The organism is Maribellus maritimus (genome assembly GCF_022267315.1).
Lineage (GTDB): Bacteria > Bacteroidota > Bacteroidia > Bacteroidales > Prolixibacteraceae > Draconibacterium > Draconibacterium maritimum.
Genome location: NZ_JAIKLE010000007.1, coordinates 138,118 through 152,450, shown reverse-complemented (window position 1 = coordinate 152,450; position 14,333 = coordinate 138,118). Strand labels below are relative to the sequence as shown.

The following is a 14,333-nucleotide window of genomic DNA, read 5'->3' as shown; positions in this document are numbered from 1 at the left end:
TCAATGGGCTAAAATCCTCTGAATCCTTCAATTTATTTTACCTTTGTAAGCGCTACTTCATTTTTATGATTATGGAAAATCAGTTTGTCATTTACAACACAATTTCACGAAAAAAAGAAGTATTTGAACCCCTCGTTCCGGGGAAAGCAGGATTGTATGTTTGTGGTCCAACCGTTTACAGCAATTCGCATTTGGGGCATGCCCGCGCATATATCACATTCGATTTGCTTTTCAGGTACCTTACACATTTGGGATACAAGGTGCGTTATGTCAGGAACATTACAGATGTTGGACACCTGGAGGATGAGGAAGAGGAAACGGGCGAAGACAAAATTACAAAAAAGGCCCGGCTGGAAAAGCTCGAACCCATGGAAGTGGTTCAGATGTATATGAATACTTTCCATCGGAATATGGATGAATTAAATGTTATCAGACCAAGTATTGAGCCACGAGCTTCAGGGCATATTATTGAGCAACAGGAAATGATCGAATCGATTCTGGAAAATGGTTATGCTTATGAGTCGAACGGTTCGATTTATTTTGATGTTGAGAAGTATAATAAAGAATATAACTACGGAAAACTCTCAGGAAGAAACCTTGAAGATATAAAAACAAACACCCGTGTACTTGACGGGCAAAGTGAAAAGAAAAATTCTTTTGATTTTGCTTTGTGGAAAAAGGCGACACCGGAACACATTATGCGCTGGCCTTCCAAATGGAGTGATGGTTTTCCGGGGTGGCATCTGGAATGTTCGGCCATGAGTACAAAATATTTGGGCGAACAGTTTGACATTCATGGGGGAGGGATGGATTTGAGATTCCCTCATCACGAGTGCGAAATTGCACAGTCAACAGCCAGTCAGGGGAAAGAGGCCGTTCGCTACTGGATGCACAACAACATGATTACGATAAACGGTCAGAAAATGGCCCGTTCGTTGGGAAATTTTATTACGCTCGATGAATTATTTACCGGAAATCATGAGGTGCTCGAACAGGCTTATTCTCCGATGACCATCAGGTTTTTTATTTTACAGGCGCACTACCGCAGTACGATTGATTTTTCAAATGAAGCTTTGCAGGCATCGGAAAAAGGCCTGGAGCGTTTGATGACTGCCTTAAAAACACTGGATAAACTTACAGGCTCAAAACAGTCCACTGTCAATGTTTCTGAGTTAAAAGAAAACTGTCTTGCTGCTTTAAACGATGATATGAACAGCCCGATTGCCATTGCACATCTTTTTGAAGGCGTTAAAATGATTAATTCATTAAAGGCCGGAAATGAAACGATTTCAGGTGAAGATTTAAAAGAGCTAAAGGCTTTTTATGAGACAGCAGTATTTGATATCTTGGGATTGAAGGAAGAAAATAGTAAAAATACTCAGGGCAATGAAGTTTTGGAAGGAGCCGTTGATTTGTTGTTAAAATTACGACAGGAAGCGAAAGCGAATAAAGATTGGGGAACGGCAGATAAAATCAGAAATGAGTTGAACGAACTGGGGGTGGAAATTAAAGACACCAAAGATGGATTTGAGTGGTCGTTAAAATAAAAGCCTTTTGAACTTCGTAAAAGGGAGAAACGACACTTTTTTTGGCCGTTTTAGTTTTAAAAATAATATTTCTGATTTCCTCAGAGGGGATTCAGGAAACCTAAAAATAAATGATCATGTTTTCAGGAATTGTAGAAGAATTTGGAACAGTAGTAAAAATCGAAAAAGAGCAGGAAAATGTACATTTCACGCTGACTTGTTCTTTTGCCGGAGAATTGAAAGTAGATCAAAGCCTTTCGCATAACGGTGTTTGTTTAACTGTAGTTGCAGTAGATAAGGATGCGAAAACATATAAGGTTACCGCGATAAAGGAAACGCTTTTAAAATCAAATTTAGGTTTGCTGGAAGAAGGTTCAAAAGTAAATCTGGAACGGAGTATGATGATGAATGGCCGGCTCGACGGGCACATTGTTCAGGGGCATGTGGATCAAACAGCAAGCTGCACAAAAGTAGAAGAAGCAGATGGAAGCTGGTATTATACATTTGAATATGCCTTTGATATTGAAAAGGCAAAACAGGGCTATATGACCGTTGAAAAAGGGTCGGTGACCGTAAACGGAGTTAGTTTAACAGTGGTAAATTCAAAAAATAATTCGTTTCAGGTGGCCATCATTCCTTTTACGCAGGAAGTAACCAACTTTCATACTTTTACCGAAGGCACAGTTGTGAATCTTGAATTTGATATTATTGGAAAATATCTGAGCAAATTAAATTCTTTTGTTCAATAGAATGAATCTATTTATATATTTTGAAACCCGGTTTTTACCGGGTTTTTTGTTTATTGTTTTTTGAACATAAATAAACAAATTCTGTTTATTTTTTAAACTGAAATCGTTAACTTTTTACAATGAAAAAAACAGCATTAATTACCGGGGCATCCAAACGGGTGGGAAAAGCCTTAACCGAACACCTGGCTTCAAACGGTTGGAATGTTGTTATTCATTACAACAGATCTGAAAAAGAGGCACAGGAATTGGCTGATTCGTTACAACAAAAATTTCCAAAACAATTTTTTGAAACTGTAAAAACCAATCTTTCTGAAATAGAAGAAGTGGAAGAGGTGATATCCAAAGTTGTAAAAGAGTATGGCAGGTTTCAGTTGTTAATCAATAATGCATCGGTATTTGACCCCGGGGATATAAAGGAAACCGACGTTAATCTTTTTGATACACAAATGAATGTAAACCTGAAAGCTCCTTTTTTTCTAATCCGGGATTTTGCCAGGGTGTGTAAAGAGGGAAGCATTATCAATTTTGTAGATACCCGGATTACAAGCAATCAATCAAATTTTTCAGCCTATTCTCTCTCCAAAAAAACATTGTGGGCGCTGACAAAAATGGCCGCATTGGAGTTTGCTCCGGAAATCAGGGTGAATGCAATAGCGCCCGGTGTAACTTTACCTCCCGAAGATAAAGATGAAAAATACCTGCAGAAACTGGCCGACAACATCCCGATGAAAAAGCCGGGTGGTTTGTTGCCTGTATTGCAAAGTTTAGATTATATTATTCAGAATGAACATTTAACAGGTCAGCTCCTTTTTGCTGACGGCGGAGAAAACCTTGGACAAAACGCTTAAAAGATGGCAAAAATCAGAATAAAAAATTTGCTTATAAGAACCTATATTGGGTTTAATCCTGACGAACTGGTTAACAAACAGGATGTAATAATAAATATGGAAATTGAAGCTGAAATTCCGGAAGGTGCGATGGAAAAAGACGAACCCGATAATATTTTCGACTATAAAACCATTACAAAAAGAGTAATCTCTCACGTCCAGGAAGGACGTTTCAAATTGCTGGAGGTACTTACTCAAAGTATTTTGGATTTAATCATGGAGGATCAAAAAGTTAAATGGGCGAGGGTGGAAGTAGATAAACCACATGCACTTCGGTTTGCAGAGTCAGTTTCTATTGAAATGGAGGCAAAAAGATGAATTACGCAATTATTGGTATCGGTTCCAATATTGATGCTGAAACGAATATCAAAAATATGTTGACAAACTTGAAACAGAAAGTAAATGTAATTAAAGTCTCACCTTTAGTAAAAACAAAACCGATAGGAATTGAAAATCAACCTGATTTTACAAATGGTGCCGTTAAGCTTGAAACAGAATTAAATCGGGAAAATTTAATCAAATTGCTAAAATCCATTGAGAACGAAATGGGCAGGGATCGTAGCCAACCAAAATTTGGACCTCGTTGTATTGATTTGGATCTTGTGGTTTGGAACGGTGAAATTGTGGATCAGGATTATTATACCCGTGATTTTTTGAAAGATAGTGTCAGAAAAGTGTTGTAGAAATCCATCTAAAACTGCAACAGTCCTGAATAATGTTTATTGAATTTTTCAAAATCAAAGGGGTATTCTTCTCCCATGTTTTCCTTGTATTTTGTCAGGAATGATTTAAAGTTAAATTTCGCCAGATGTGTGTTGTTGGTTTTTTGTAGTACCAGAATTTGCATATAAACCGCTTCTTCACTCATATCGTCGTATTCCAAAATTCTTCGCGAAATAGCCTCAATCTTATCTAACTTATTCTCCTTAAAATAAATATTTCCAAGTTTAAGCAAGTTGTCAATAACCTGGTTTCCGATAAGTCCCCTTGTTTCGTCGAGCCAGGGCCAGTCCATCTCTTTTAAGAATCTTCCCCGTTTTACCAATTGATAGAAAGATTCCAATTCCGATTTTGTCATTTCACCGGTTTTTTGACATAACTGAAATGCTTCATTAAAATCACAAAAAAAGTCAGGATTTGTAGTTATCTGTATAAAACCATTTTGTGTAACGATTCCAATTCCATTAATCCTGTTTAAAATTCTTCGAAGTTTATTTAAAGTAACAGCTCTGTTATTTGCCACCTTTTTTGAAGAAATAGCAGGCCACAAATTCTCGTTAATATCGCTTACTTTTGCTCCAATACCGTTTTTTACCGAATGAATCAGAATAAAGAGAAATAGCTCACGTACTTTGGGTGTAAAAAGGTCAGATATTTCATTCGCATTTTTATCGATGGCAAAGAATGTTCCGAATAACCTGAGCTGATTTGCCGAATTGGAAGCCGGAGGCTGGACTGTTGTTGAAGATATTTCCGATTTTTTTCTTTTGATAAAGATAAAGGCAATTGCTATGAGGAGCAGAAATGATAGAATTCCAATAATCAGTTTTACGTTGATGCTTTCAGCAGGGATACTTGCTTCACTTTCCGGAGGTATGACCACATTTTCGTTTAAAGCAAGACGATTAATTTCTTCAATTCCCAGGGGGCGGTCCCAAAAATATAGATCGTCGATATAACCCCGCAGACTGGCACCGCTAGATAATGCGCTTCCAATGTGAATGTTTCCGGTACCTGAAAATGGCGGATGACCATCAGAAATCCCTATGTTTTTCCCGTTCAGAAAAATAGCTTGTTCACCTGTTTCAATGATGTACCTCCAAACCAAGTGATACCAAATATTTGGTTGCAGCACTTCCTCTGAAACATAGTCATTTGCATAAAGTCCAAAATAAGGATGCCCGGAGCGCAGGATTAAATGAAATCCTTTTCTGTATCCACTTTCGTTGTTCCCTATTATTGCATTATCGCCAAACTCCAATATGTCTGTAAATTTCACAAAACAACTAACCGTAAAACTCCCGTTTCGCAGCCCGTAATTTTCGGGATTTCCCAGGTTAATATTCGAATTTTCCGGTAGCTTTAAAACATTTCCCCGTTCAATATCCTGAGTAAATGAATAATTTTCGCCAACATAAGTTTTTGATGGATCAATTGTATTTAATAAATCGTTTTCAAAACTAAATACCCCGGAAAGCCCTTCTGATAAAAGTGCGGGTGTTGCTATTATGGAGTAACTCTCCGGGACCTCCATTTCACCTGTCACAACTATTTGTTCTGGAGTCATATTAAATCCCGGAGCAAACGGAGAAAGCATTATTTCTTCTCCTCCCCGTATCGGGAAACTAAATCTGCCATTTGTTACAGTAACTTCGGGATTTCTCCAATATACTTTTTCTAAAATTTTACCAGCGTATTTTACTGTACCGTCCACCCACGAAAAAGATCCCAGTTGAGAGACCATAAGGTTATAGTTCCGGTACCTTTCGCCAATAAATAGAAAATTGGGCCTTTTCCCATGGCTTGTCCAAACTTCGAGCAGGTAATTTACATAATCAGGAACAACATTGTTACTCAAAGTATTTGGGGCAGACCTCACCGGCAGTTTGTCAAGGTTATCTATCATAAACAGCTCTTGATTTAAGCCGGTATTTAGATTACTAACCAAATTTGTTCCAACGATATTGTTTCCCGAAATTTTTATCACATAGTTGTCCAGTTTATGAAGAATCCTGCTTTCTCCAGCATAATTTCCGGCAACAAAAAAGATTATTCTGCGGTTTGCCTGAACCAGGTACTCATAAGTTGGCCATGTTTCTCCCAAAGGCAGATAAAATATTTTCTCGGCTATCAGCGAATTTTTTATTACAGAATCGAGTTTATTTATATTATCATTAAAATTCAAAAATACCGGAACTATCGCCTCGTTTTGCTCGTTTAAAAGTTCGTTAATTTTTTCCAGCAGAAAATTAAAATTCTGGGCGTTCTCCTTTAAAACAATGTTTTCGTTTTTTTCAACAACTTCTACTTCAATACCTGAATAAGTGTTGTTTTTTAAAAAAGACCAGAAAGAATTGTTATTAATGTTTTCCTCACTGGCCTCCACAACCAAAAAAGAATAATCGATAAAATCATTCGTCTTTCCGGTTTTTGGAAAAAGAAGAAACAGGATTATATTGATAAATGCTATGACCTTAAATAAAGAAAACATTCGATTATAAAGCTAATAGGTGTACGGTTTACCACTTAATTTTCTATTATTTTCAGTTCAAATATATATTTTTTTTTAAGAATGAAGAATTTTTTATATAAAATGGATTGCAAGTATAAGTTGTTTTAAATCAATAATTTTGTCGTTTGGATTAATTTCAAATTAAGAATGAATTAAATACTGGTTACTAAAGGTGTTAATAAGTAGCTAATAGCAGGAAACTATATTGGCGGCATTAAACTTTGAAATGAATTAGAAACCAGGTGAGGCGAAAGTATTATTTGATTTTTATCGCGGGAGGATTAACTTTTATATTGTTACTAACTGCGTCCCAAAAAGTAGTTCACTATACATCAACGAACGAATCGTGTGCATCTTGTCATGTTCATCCGCATGCAGATGCAAGTTGGAAACTTTCAATACATCATAACACACCCAGCGGAGTGTCGGTAAATTGTGTTGATTGTCATTTGCCACCAGAGGATCAGACGGTTCGTTTTCTAACACGTAAAGCATATCATGGAATTCATGATTTGTATGTTTATATGACAAAGGATGTGAATGAAATTAACTGGGAAGATAAAAGAACGCTGGAAGCAGCAAAAAGATTTGTTTATGAAGACGGATGTAAAAAGTGCCATACAAATTTATTTCCGTCGACATTAAACTCATTGGGTAGCGAATCGCATTTGAAATATCTGCGGGACCCGGAATCTACATCCTGTTTAAAGTGCCACCCGGGAGTTGGGCATTACAGAGGTGAAACCAGTTTAACAGTTGTAGAAGATCGAATCGCACAGAATAAGGAAATTTACCAACATTCAACTAAAATAAATGAGTTCTCTGACTTTGTTGAAAAAATCCCTGAAACTTCGGTTTCTTTCAAAATGGTTGCCATTCCGGGAGGACAATTCAATATGGGAAGCCCGGCAAATGAAGCTTACCGTCAACCAACTGAAGGACCTGTTCGTGAAGTAGAAGTTGACAGTTTTTGGATGGCTGAAGTGGAGGTTACCTGGGACGAATATCTGGCGTTTTTTAATGCAACCAGTTCCCAGGGAAGAAAAGAAGCAGAGTTGGAAACAAATCAAGATGTAGATGGAATTACCGGAGCGACACCTCCTTGGGGCGCACCCGATCAAGGGTGGGGAAAGGGGAGTCGCCCGGCGATTACCATGAGTTTTCACGCTGCAGAAACCTATTGCAGGTGGTTGAGCAGTGTGACAGGCAAAGAATATCGCCTGCCCACAGAAGCTGAATGGGAATATGCTGCAAGAGGAGGAACTCAGGGAGCATACTTCTTTGAAGGCTCACCTAAAGATTACGAATCAGACGGATTTTTTAAGAAAATATTTGGTGTTGATACTACTGTGATTAATTCCTATGTTATATACCAGGAAAACAGTCCGTATAAAACACAACAACCGGAAAAAGTAAAGGCGAATCCGTTTGGTTTAAAGAATATGTTGGGCAACGTTGCTGAATTTTGTCTGGATTATTATGATCCTCAGGTTTATGGAAAATATCCTCAAGGGATAGTCAAAAATCCGCGCGGGCCAAGAACTGGCCAGGAACATGTTGTTCGGGGCGGTTCTTATAATAATTCAGCAAAGGATGTACGTGTAGCACGTCGTGATTTTACAAAAACCAAAGAGTGGTTGGTTACCGACCCGCAAATACCCAAAAGTATTTGGTGGTATTCCGATAGTAAAAATGTAGGTTTCCGTGTTGTATGTGAATACGACCCGAATGATTTTCAATAAAAACACCAAGAAGAATTATGGAAAAAAATCAACTATCCCGCAGGAATTTTCTTGAAAAATCGGCTTTAATTGGAGCAGCTGGTTTGGCAGGAATTAGCGCGTTGAATTCCTGTCGAAGTAAAAGAAGCACAGTTGATTACGAATTCCCCCCTCTGTTGGATAAAGCACCTGATGGTAAAACTTTACGGGCGGGGTTAGTAGGTTGTGGAAACCGGGGAACCGGAGCGGCTTTAAATTTTTTAGCCGCAGGAGATAATTTGGAGTTAGTAGCCTTGGCTGATGTATTCGAAGACAAGGTGTGGGATTGCAGGAGCAAGCTTCAGAAACAAAAAGTAGAAGTGCCTGAAAATAACTGTTTTTGGGGATTTGACGCATACAAGAAATTGCTGGAGGTTGATGTAGATGTGGTTATACTGGCTACTCCTCCTCATTTTAGGCCTGAGCATTTTGATGCATGTATACAGGCGAAAAAGAACGTATTTCTCGAAAAGCCTGTCTGTGTGGATCCGGTTGGAGCCCGGCAAATAATTGCAACATCAAGGAAGGCCGAGAATATGGGGTTGACTGTGATTACAGGAACCCAGCGCCGTCATCAACGTGATTATGTAGAAACGTACAAACAAGTCGCTTCCGGAGCGATAGGAGAGCCTCTTTCTGCAAAAGCAATGTGGTTACAATCGCATGTATGGTTCCGGACAAGGGAAGAAGGTTGGAGTGATATGGAGTACATGCTCAGAAACTGGAATAATTTCTGCTGGTTATGTGGAGACCATATTCTGGATACGCATGTGCATAACATCGATGTTGTAAACTGGTTTCTTGGAAAACATCCGGAAGGGGCTATTGGTTTTGGCGGCAGAGCTCATCGGTTGACCGGCGACCAGTACGATTTTTTTAGTATTGATTTTGATTTCGGAAATGGTATTTTCTCACATAGTATGTCACGTCAGGTGGACGGGTGTGCGAACTCGCTAGGGGAACTTATTATGGGAACAGAAGGCTATACGAACTGTGTGAATACAGTTTATAATCTGGATGGTTCCGTTAAATGGCAATACGAATACCCCAAAAACAAAGATGGCAAATCCACAGAAGTTGTGAAAATTTCACCTTATATACAGGAACATATACATTTGGTAACAGCTATTCGTACAAATGTGCCGGTTGTTGAAGCTGAAAGAACTGCAATCTCAACACTGACTGCGATAATGGGGCGGACTGCTGCTTATACAGGAAGAAAGATTGAATGGGAAGAAATGATGAATTCCACAGAAAGATTAGGCCCTGAAGAATATGTGATGGGCCCGGTAGTAGATATGGAATTCCCGGTTCCTGTTCCGGGCATCCAGCATAAAGCTTAAATATGGAGAAATGATTTCTGTTGTCATACCGCTTTATAATGAAAACGTGTTGGTAAACCGTTTACTGGAAGAGGTATTTTTTAATTTGAAGTCTTTGAGTGACTCGTTTGAAGTGGTGTGTGTCGACGACGGAAGTACAGATTCTACTCTTTTAAAGTTGTTAGAATTTAAAAAGAATAACAAACAATTAAAAGTTGTTTCCCTTTCAAGAAATTTTGGCTTACAGGCTGCTCTTACAGCTGGATTGGAATACGCAAACGGCGAATATGTTATTATGATGGATGGTGATTTTCAGGATCCACCTGAAATGATTCCGGATTTATATAATAAGGTAGTAGAAACAAATGTAGATATTGTTACTGCGGTGCGTGAAAGCCGAAACGAGCGTTTTTCCAAAAAATTATACATCAATATTTTTCATAAGATATTTAGCAGCATTACTGAGGAAAAACAAATTTCCAATGCCGGGAACTTTTGTATAATGAAAAGGAATGCCCATCAGGCAATTCTAAAATTTGCCGAACGAAACAGATATTTACCAGGTATCAGAAGTTTTATCGGGTTCAAACAAGACATTATTTTATTTGAGCGCCCGGAGAGGTTGGGAGGAATCGCCAAAATGAGCAGGAAAAAACTTTTTGCTTTGGCAGCAGATGCTATTTATTCTTTCTCAAAATGGCCAATTAAGGTTTGCCTGTATCTCGGAATAATTGGAATCTTTGTGTTTTTGGGCGCAATAATTTACACCGTAGCTTCAAAATTTCTTGGGTTTGCTCCAACAGGATGGTCTTCAACATTTTTGGCAATTAGCTTTTTTGGATCGGTTCAATTGACTTTTCTGGGAATTATTGGCGAGTATATATATCGAATTTTTAAGGAAGTGCAAAACCGACCCATATATTTTGTAAAAGAGTTTTATGACTAAGGAGTTAAATATAGTTCAGTCAAAGAATGTTTTTTTTGCCATTTTGCTTTTAGTTGCAGTGGTTTTAGTCATTTTGGCTCCGAGGGCAGCTGTAAACGTTGATGAACAGTTGCATTATCCGCACGCAAAAAAAGTAGTAAACTGGTATTTTACTGGTGGTAAAGACAAATCATGTCTGGATACTCCGATTACAAATCTAAAATACTATGGCCAGTCAGTAGATAATTTTACTGCATTGGTAAATAGGGTATTTCATTTTGAAAATGAGTTTCTCATACGGCATTATACTGGGGCTTTCTTTTTTTTATTGTTGTGTTTCTTTTCCGGTTTGGTTTCACATCAGTTAACAAATTCTTACTGGATTTCAAGTGTTACAGTTTTGGTGTTGGTTTTTATGCCCCGGCTGTTTGGACAAGCATTTGGGAACTTAAAAGACATACCTTTTGCTGCAGGTTATATTGCAGGTGTATATTTGATTATCCGATATTTGAAGGAACTACCCAGACCCGGTTGGAAAACAGCAGTTTTACTTGGAACAGCTATTGCTTTTACTTGCTCCGTCCGAATTGGCGGATTAATTTTGTTTGGCTACCTCGGACTTTTTGGTGTACTGTATTTTATATTGAAGCCTTTTGAACTTAAACATATAGTTTCAACTAGACCTTGTTTTGTCAGGCTAACGGGCCAGTTAATTGTAATCGTTATAATTGGCTACTTTGCTGGATTATTGTTCTGGCCCTATGCCTTGCAAAATGTTTTTAAGAATCCGTTCGAAAGTCTAGGTGTAATGGAACACTACAAGGTTAGTATCCGTCAGATTTTTGAAGGTGATGTTATGTGGAGTACTCAGTTGCCTTGGTATTATTGGCCCAAGTGGCTCCTGATTTCTACACCAGAGTTTATATTTCTTGGGCTTTTTAGCTATCTGTTTTTACTATTTAAGTCTGTTTTTCAGCAGAATGTCCAAGGGGTTTTATATGAATCTTTTTTGATTTTCAGTTTTCTTTTTCCAATCGTTTATGTGCTGCTTATCAAATCAAATTTATACAGTGGTGTTCGGCAGTTATTCTTTGTTTTGCCTTCTCTGGCAATTATTTCTTCTCTCGGAATACACCGGTTTTTTAAGCTCAAAATAAAGCCTAGTTACAGGTACGCAGGAACAACATTATTTTTTTTGTTGATGTTGTTGCCTTTTAGGCATCAGGCAAAGACATTTCCCGTGGATTACATTTATTTTAATTCTTTTTCGGGTGGTAACAAAAATGCGTGGAGTAACTATGAGTACGATTACTATTTTCACGGATTAAAAGAACCGGCTGGTTTGCTGAAAGAAATGACTGGTGAGAATAAGATCATCGTTGCTTCAAATTGCAATCTTTCAAATTATTTTGATGATTTGCCAAATGTAAAATATCGATACGTGAAGTATCTGGAGAGAAGTTCTTACAACTGGGATTATGGTATTTTTGGTATAAATTATATTCATCCGTATTTGTTAAAAAACGACAAATGGCAATCGACAACAGCCCTAAAAACATTTTATCACAAAGGAAATCCTATTGCTGTTTTGTTAATAAGAAAAAGTAAAGATGATTACTATGGAATTGCCGAACTTGAAAAAGGAAATTACGTTGAGGCAGAACATGAATTAATTCGTTCGCTGGATGAAGATCCGCAAAATGTTTGGCTAATGGTGCAACTTGCTAAAATATACCTGTTGAAAGGCGATTGGGAAAATTTTAATAAATATGTTCAAAAAGGTCGTGAGATTTATCCCTTATACGAACCATTTTATCTTTTGGAAGCGCAGAAATTATATAATGAAAATAATTTTCGTGCTTCATATGCAAAATTGGAAGAGCTAATTCAGATTAACAGACGCTATAAGCCAGCAAAGTTATTATTGCAAGAGGTTAAAGATAAATTAGATATAAACTAAAAAAATGAAAGTATGAAATTGTTAAAAAACTTATCAGCATTTGTAATTCTTGTATTGTTAAAGATGCCAAATCTTTTGGCTCAGGACGATGGTACTTATATTGACAATCTTAGTTCTCAGGACAGCTCATATATGCAACAAGACGTATTGGCTGGTGCTGAGCAAACTTCTGGCTCAAATACAATTGTAATCGTAATTGTAGCTGTGGTTATAATTGCGGTTGTCGCATTTTTACTTCTTCGCAAAAAGAAAAAGTAAATGGTTTTTAATTATTGAAAGTAAGTAAAAGACCTGTCAGTATCTGGCAGGTTTTTTGTTTTCAGGAGAATATAAAAACACAAAAAAAAGGCAGCTTCTACAAGCTGCCTCAAAGCCATGAAAACAATTAAACAATGTTCAGAAAACAGAAAACTAGAAACAATCAAATAGTCATAATATCTTTTTCCTTAGTATCAACTAAGTCATCTACTTCTTTGCCAAAGTTGTCAGTTAATTTTTGAACGTCTGCTTCCGCATCTTTTTCCATATCTTCAGATAGTCCGTCCTTTAACAACTTCTTCAACATTTCATTGGCGTCTTTTCTTGCTGTTCTTATGCTCACCTTTGCATTTTCACCTTCCTGATGCACTTGTTTTACAAGTGATTTTCTTCTTTCTTCGGTGAGTGCCGGAATATTTATACGGATAATTTCACCATTATTATCTGGATTAAAACCCAAATTCGCCGCCAATATAGCTTTTTCTATGACAGGAATCAATCCTTTTTCCCAAGGTTGAATAGCTACCGTCCTTGCATCAGGAGTACTTATGTTTGAAACCTGATTAAGCGGAGCCATACTTCCGTAATATTCTACCACTACTCCATCCAGCATAGCTGGAGACGCTTTGCCAGCCCTAATGTGCAGTAACTCTTTTTCCAGGTGCTCTATTGCAGCCCCCATTTTTTCTTTACAATCTTCTAAAATTAATTCTACTTCTTCGTGCATTAAATTAAGCCTGAGTTTCCAACCATGGACTGTTAGCAAATATAGAAAAAATATAAATACGTGAAAATTTTTTACTTAATTTATTCTAAAAAGGTTGAAAAAATGTCAATTATAAACAATAGTTCCAATGCTTTCTCCGTTAAGTACCTTTGCTAAATTTCCTTTTTTATCCATATTAAATACCATTACCGGCAAATTGTTTTCTTTACATAAAGTGGTTGCGGTTAAATCCATAATTTTTAGATTCTTCTTATAAATTTCATCGAAACTTATTTTATCATATTTTATTGCGTCGGGAAATTTTTCGGGGTCTGCAGAATAAATTCCATCAACACGCGTACCTTTTAGCATAATTTCAGCTTCGATTTCAATTCCTCTCAGAGCACTTGCTGTATCTGTTGTAAAATAAGGGTTACCCGTTCCCCCGGATATGATAACTACTTCACCATTGGAAAGGGCTTCAACAGCCTTCCCTTTCGAATAGTATTCCCCAACCGGTTCCATTCTTATAGCGGTAAGCATTTTTGATTTAATGCCCAGATTTTTTAATGCGGAATTAAGAGCCAGGCTGTTAATTGTTGTGGCCAGCATTCCCATTTGATCTCCGTTTACTCTGTCGAAGCCTTTGGCAGAGCCGCTTAGTCCCCTGAAGATATTTCCACCACCAATAACAATTCCAATTTCAATTCCCACCTTCGTCAATTCAGCAATTTGCTCTGCATAATCATTCAAACGGGTACTGTCGATTCCATAATTTTGATCTCCCATCAACGATTCGCCGCTCAACTTAAGTAGTATTCTTTTATATTTTTTCATTTATATTTTTTATTTCGAATAGAGAAAAGTTTATATCTATTGGACCAATTCCGATTTTCTAAAGATAGGTTTTATCAAAAAATAAAAAAAGCCATTTGTATTTGACAAATGGCTTAAAAATCTGCGCTGTCTAAATTTTTACCCTTCATAGATTGGTAAAATCGGTTAATT

Annotated in this window: 13 protein-coding genes; 10 read left to right on the top strand and 3 right to left on the bottom strand. The window is 37.3% G+C overall.

The genetic code is table 11. The annotated features are described in order from the left end of the window. The first annotated feature begins 71 nt into the window (after positions 1-71). From cysS to folK, 5 genes are all read left to right on the top strand, one after another. Positions 72-1,547 (top strand): cysteine--tRNA ligase, encoded by a 1,476-nt coding sequence (gene cysS / locus K5G00_RS08525; RefSeq protein WP_238765715.1) that lies wholly within the window; start codon positions 72-74, stop codon positions 1,545-1,547. A 116-nt stretch (positions 1,548-1,663) separates the two neighbouring features. Beyond that, positions 1,664-2,275: a riboflavin synthase gene (locus K5G00_RS08520; protein ID WP_238765714.1), complete on the top strand. Its 612-nt coding sequence runs from the start codon at positions 1,664-1,666 to the stop codon at positions 2,273-2,275. Between the two features lie 119 nt (positions 2,276-2,394). Then, positions 2,395-3,123, top strand: a complete 729-nt coding sequence (locus K5G00_RS08515; RefSeq protein ID WP_238765713.1) for an SDR family NAD(P)-dependent oxidoreductase — start codon at positions 2,395-2,397, stop codon at positions 3,121-3,123. A gap of 3 nt (positions 3,124-3,126) precedes the next feature. Further along, on the top strand, positions 3,127-3,480 hold the full coding sequence (locus K5G00_RS08510) for a dihydroneopterin aldolase (RefSeq protein WP_238765712.1): 354 nt from the start codon (positions 3,127-3,129) through the stop codon (positions 3,478-3,480). Then, complete coding sequence (gene folK / locus K5G00_RS08505) at positions 3,477-3,845, top strand: 2-amino-4-hydroxy-6-hydroxymethyldihydropteridine diphosphokinase (RefSeq protein ID WP_238765711.1); 369 nt, start codon at positions 3,477-3,479, stop codon at positions 3,843-3,845. Before K5G00_RS08510 ends, folK begins: the two co-directional genes overlap by 4 nt. Before the next feature lie 8 nt (positions 3,846-3,853). Here folK and K5G00_RS08500 read toward each other — a convergent pair whose 3' ends face one another. Next, a complete protein-coding gene (locus K5G00_RS08500; RefSeq protein WP_238765710.1) occupies positions 3,854-6,373 on the bottom strand; it encodes a LamG domain-containing protein in 2,520 nt (839 codons plus the stop codon). 263 nt (positions 6,374-6,636) lie between these two features. Here K5G00_RS08500 and K5G00_RS08495 point away from each other — a divergent pair, with 263 nt between their 5' ends. Genes K5G00_RS08495 through K5G00_RS08475 form a run of 5 tightly spaced genes read left to right on the top strand, consistent with a single transcriptional unit; the run spans position 6,637 to position 12,619 of the window. Further along, positions 6,637-8,136, top strand: coding sequence for an SUMF1/EgtB/PvdO family nonheme iron enzyme (locus tag K5G00_RS08495; protein ID WP_238765709.1), 1,500 nt, complete (start codon positions 6,637-6,639; stop codon positions 8,134-8,136). A gap of 17 nt (positions 8,137-8,153) precedes the next feature. Beyond that, positions 8,154-9,497, top strand: coding sequence for a Gfo/Idh/MocA family protein (locus tag K5G00_RS08490; protein WP_238765708.1), 1,344 nt, complete (start codon positions 8,154-8,156; stop codon positions 9,495-9,497). A gap of 10 nt (positions 9,498-9,507) precedes the next feature. Next, complete coding sequence (locus tag K5G00_RS08485) at positions 9,508-10,422, top strand: glycosyltransferase family 2 protein (RefSeq protein WP_238765707.1); 915 nt, start codon at positions 9,508-9,510, stop codon at positions 10,420-10,422. Further along, positions 10,415-12,361 carry a tetratricopeptide repeat protein gene (locus tag K5G00_RS08480; RefSeq protein WP_238765706.1) on the top strand — a complete coding sequence of 649 codons (1,947 nt, stop codon included), beginning with the start codon at positions 10,415-10,417 and terminating at the stop codon, positions 12,359-12,361. The genes K5G00_RS08485 and K5G00_RS08480 overlap by 8 nt, the downstream gene beginning before the upstream one ends. A 12-nt stretch (positions 12,362-12,373) precedes the next feature. Further along, positions 12,374-12,619 carry an LPXTG cell wall anchor domain-containing protein gene (locus K5G00_RS08475; RefSeq protein ID WP_238765705.1) on the top strand — a complete coding sequence of 82 codons (246 nt, stop codon included), beginning with the start codon at positions 12,374-12,376 and terminating at the stop codon, positions 12,617-12,619. Positions 12,620-12,782: 163 nt separating this feature from the next. On the opposite strand, the gene frr is transcribed toward K5G00_RS08475, so the two are convergent. Next, on the bottom strand, positions 12,783-13,346 hold the full coding sequence (gene frr, locus K5G00_RS08470) for a ribosome recycling factor (RefSeq protein WP_238765704.1): 564 nt from the start codon (positions 13,344-13,346) through the stop codon (positions 12,783-12,785). A gap of 105 nt (positions 13,347-13,451) precedes the next feature. Beyond that, positions 13,452-14,162 (bottom strand): UMP kinase, encoded by a 711-nt coding sequence (gene pyrH, locus K5G00_RS08465; protein ID WP_238765703.1) that lies wholly within the window; start codon positions 14,160-14,162, stop codon positions 13,452-13,454. Between the last annotated feature and the right edge of the window lie 171 nt (positions 14,163-14,333).

What these genes read in the sequence shown, in the direction of transcription:
- cysS (WP_238765715.1), top strand. Translation starts at nt 72, where the DNA reads ATGGAAAATCAGTTTGTCATTTACAACACAATTTCACGAAAAAAAGAA.
- K5G00_RS08520 (WP_238765714.1), top strand. Translation starts at nt 1,664, where the DNA reads ATGTTTTCAGGAATTGTAGAAGAATTTGGAACAGTAGTAAAAATCGAA.
- K5G00_RS08515 (WP_238765713.1), top strand. Translation starts at nt 2,395, where the DNA reads ATGAAAAAAACAGCATTAATTACCGGGGCATCCAAACGGGTGGGAAAA.
- K5G00_RS08510 (WP_238765712.1), top strand. Translation starts at nt 3,127, where the DNA reads ATGGCAAAAATCAGAATAAAAAATTTGCTTATAAGAACCTATATTGGG.
- folK (WP_238765711.1), top strand. Translation starts at nt 3,477, where the DNA reads ATGAATTACGCAATTATTGGTATCGGTTCCAATATTGATGCTGAAACG.
- K5G00_RS08500 (WP_238765710.1), bottom strand. Translation starts at nt 6,373, where the DNA reads ATGTTTTCTTTATTTAAGGTCATAGCATTTATCAATATAATCCTGTTT.
- K5G00_RS08490 (WP_238765708.1), top strand. Translation starts at nt 8,154, where the DNA reads ATGGAAAAAAATCAACTATCCCGCAGGAATTTTCTTGAAAAATCGGCT.
- K5G00_RS08485 (WP_238765707.1), top strand. Translation starts at nt 9,508, where the DNA reads ATGATTTCTGTTGTCATACCGCTTTATAATGAAAACGTGTTGGTAAAC.
- K5G00_RS08480 (WP_238765706.1), top strand. Translation starts at nt 10,415, where the DNA reads ATGACTAAGGAGTTAAATATAGTTCAGTCAAAGAATGTTTTTTTTGCC.
- K5G00_RS08475 (WP_238765705.1), top strand. Translation starts at nt 12,374, where the DNA reads ATGAAATTGTTAAAAAACTTATCAGCATTTGTAATTCTTGTATTGTTA.
- frr (WP_238765704.1), bottom strand. Translation starts at nt 13,346, where the DNA reads ATGCACGAAGAAGTAGAATTAATTTTAGAAGATTGTAAAGAAAAAATG.
- pyrH (WP_238765703.1), bottom strand. Translation starts at nt 14,162, where the DNA reads ATGAAAAAATATAAAAGAATACTACTTAAGTTGAGCGGCGAATCGTTG.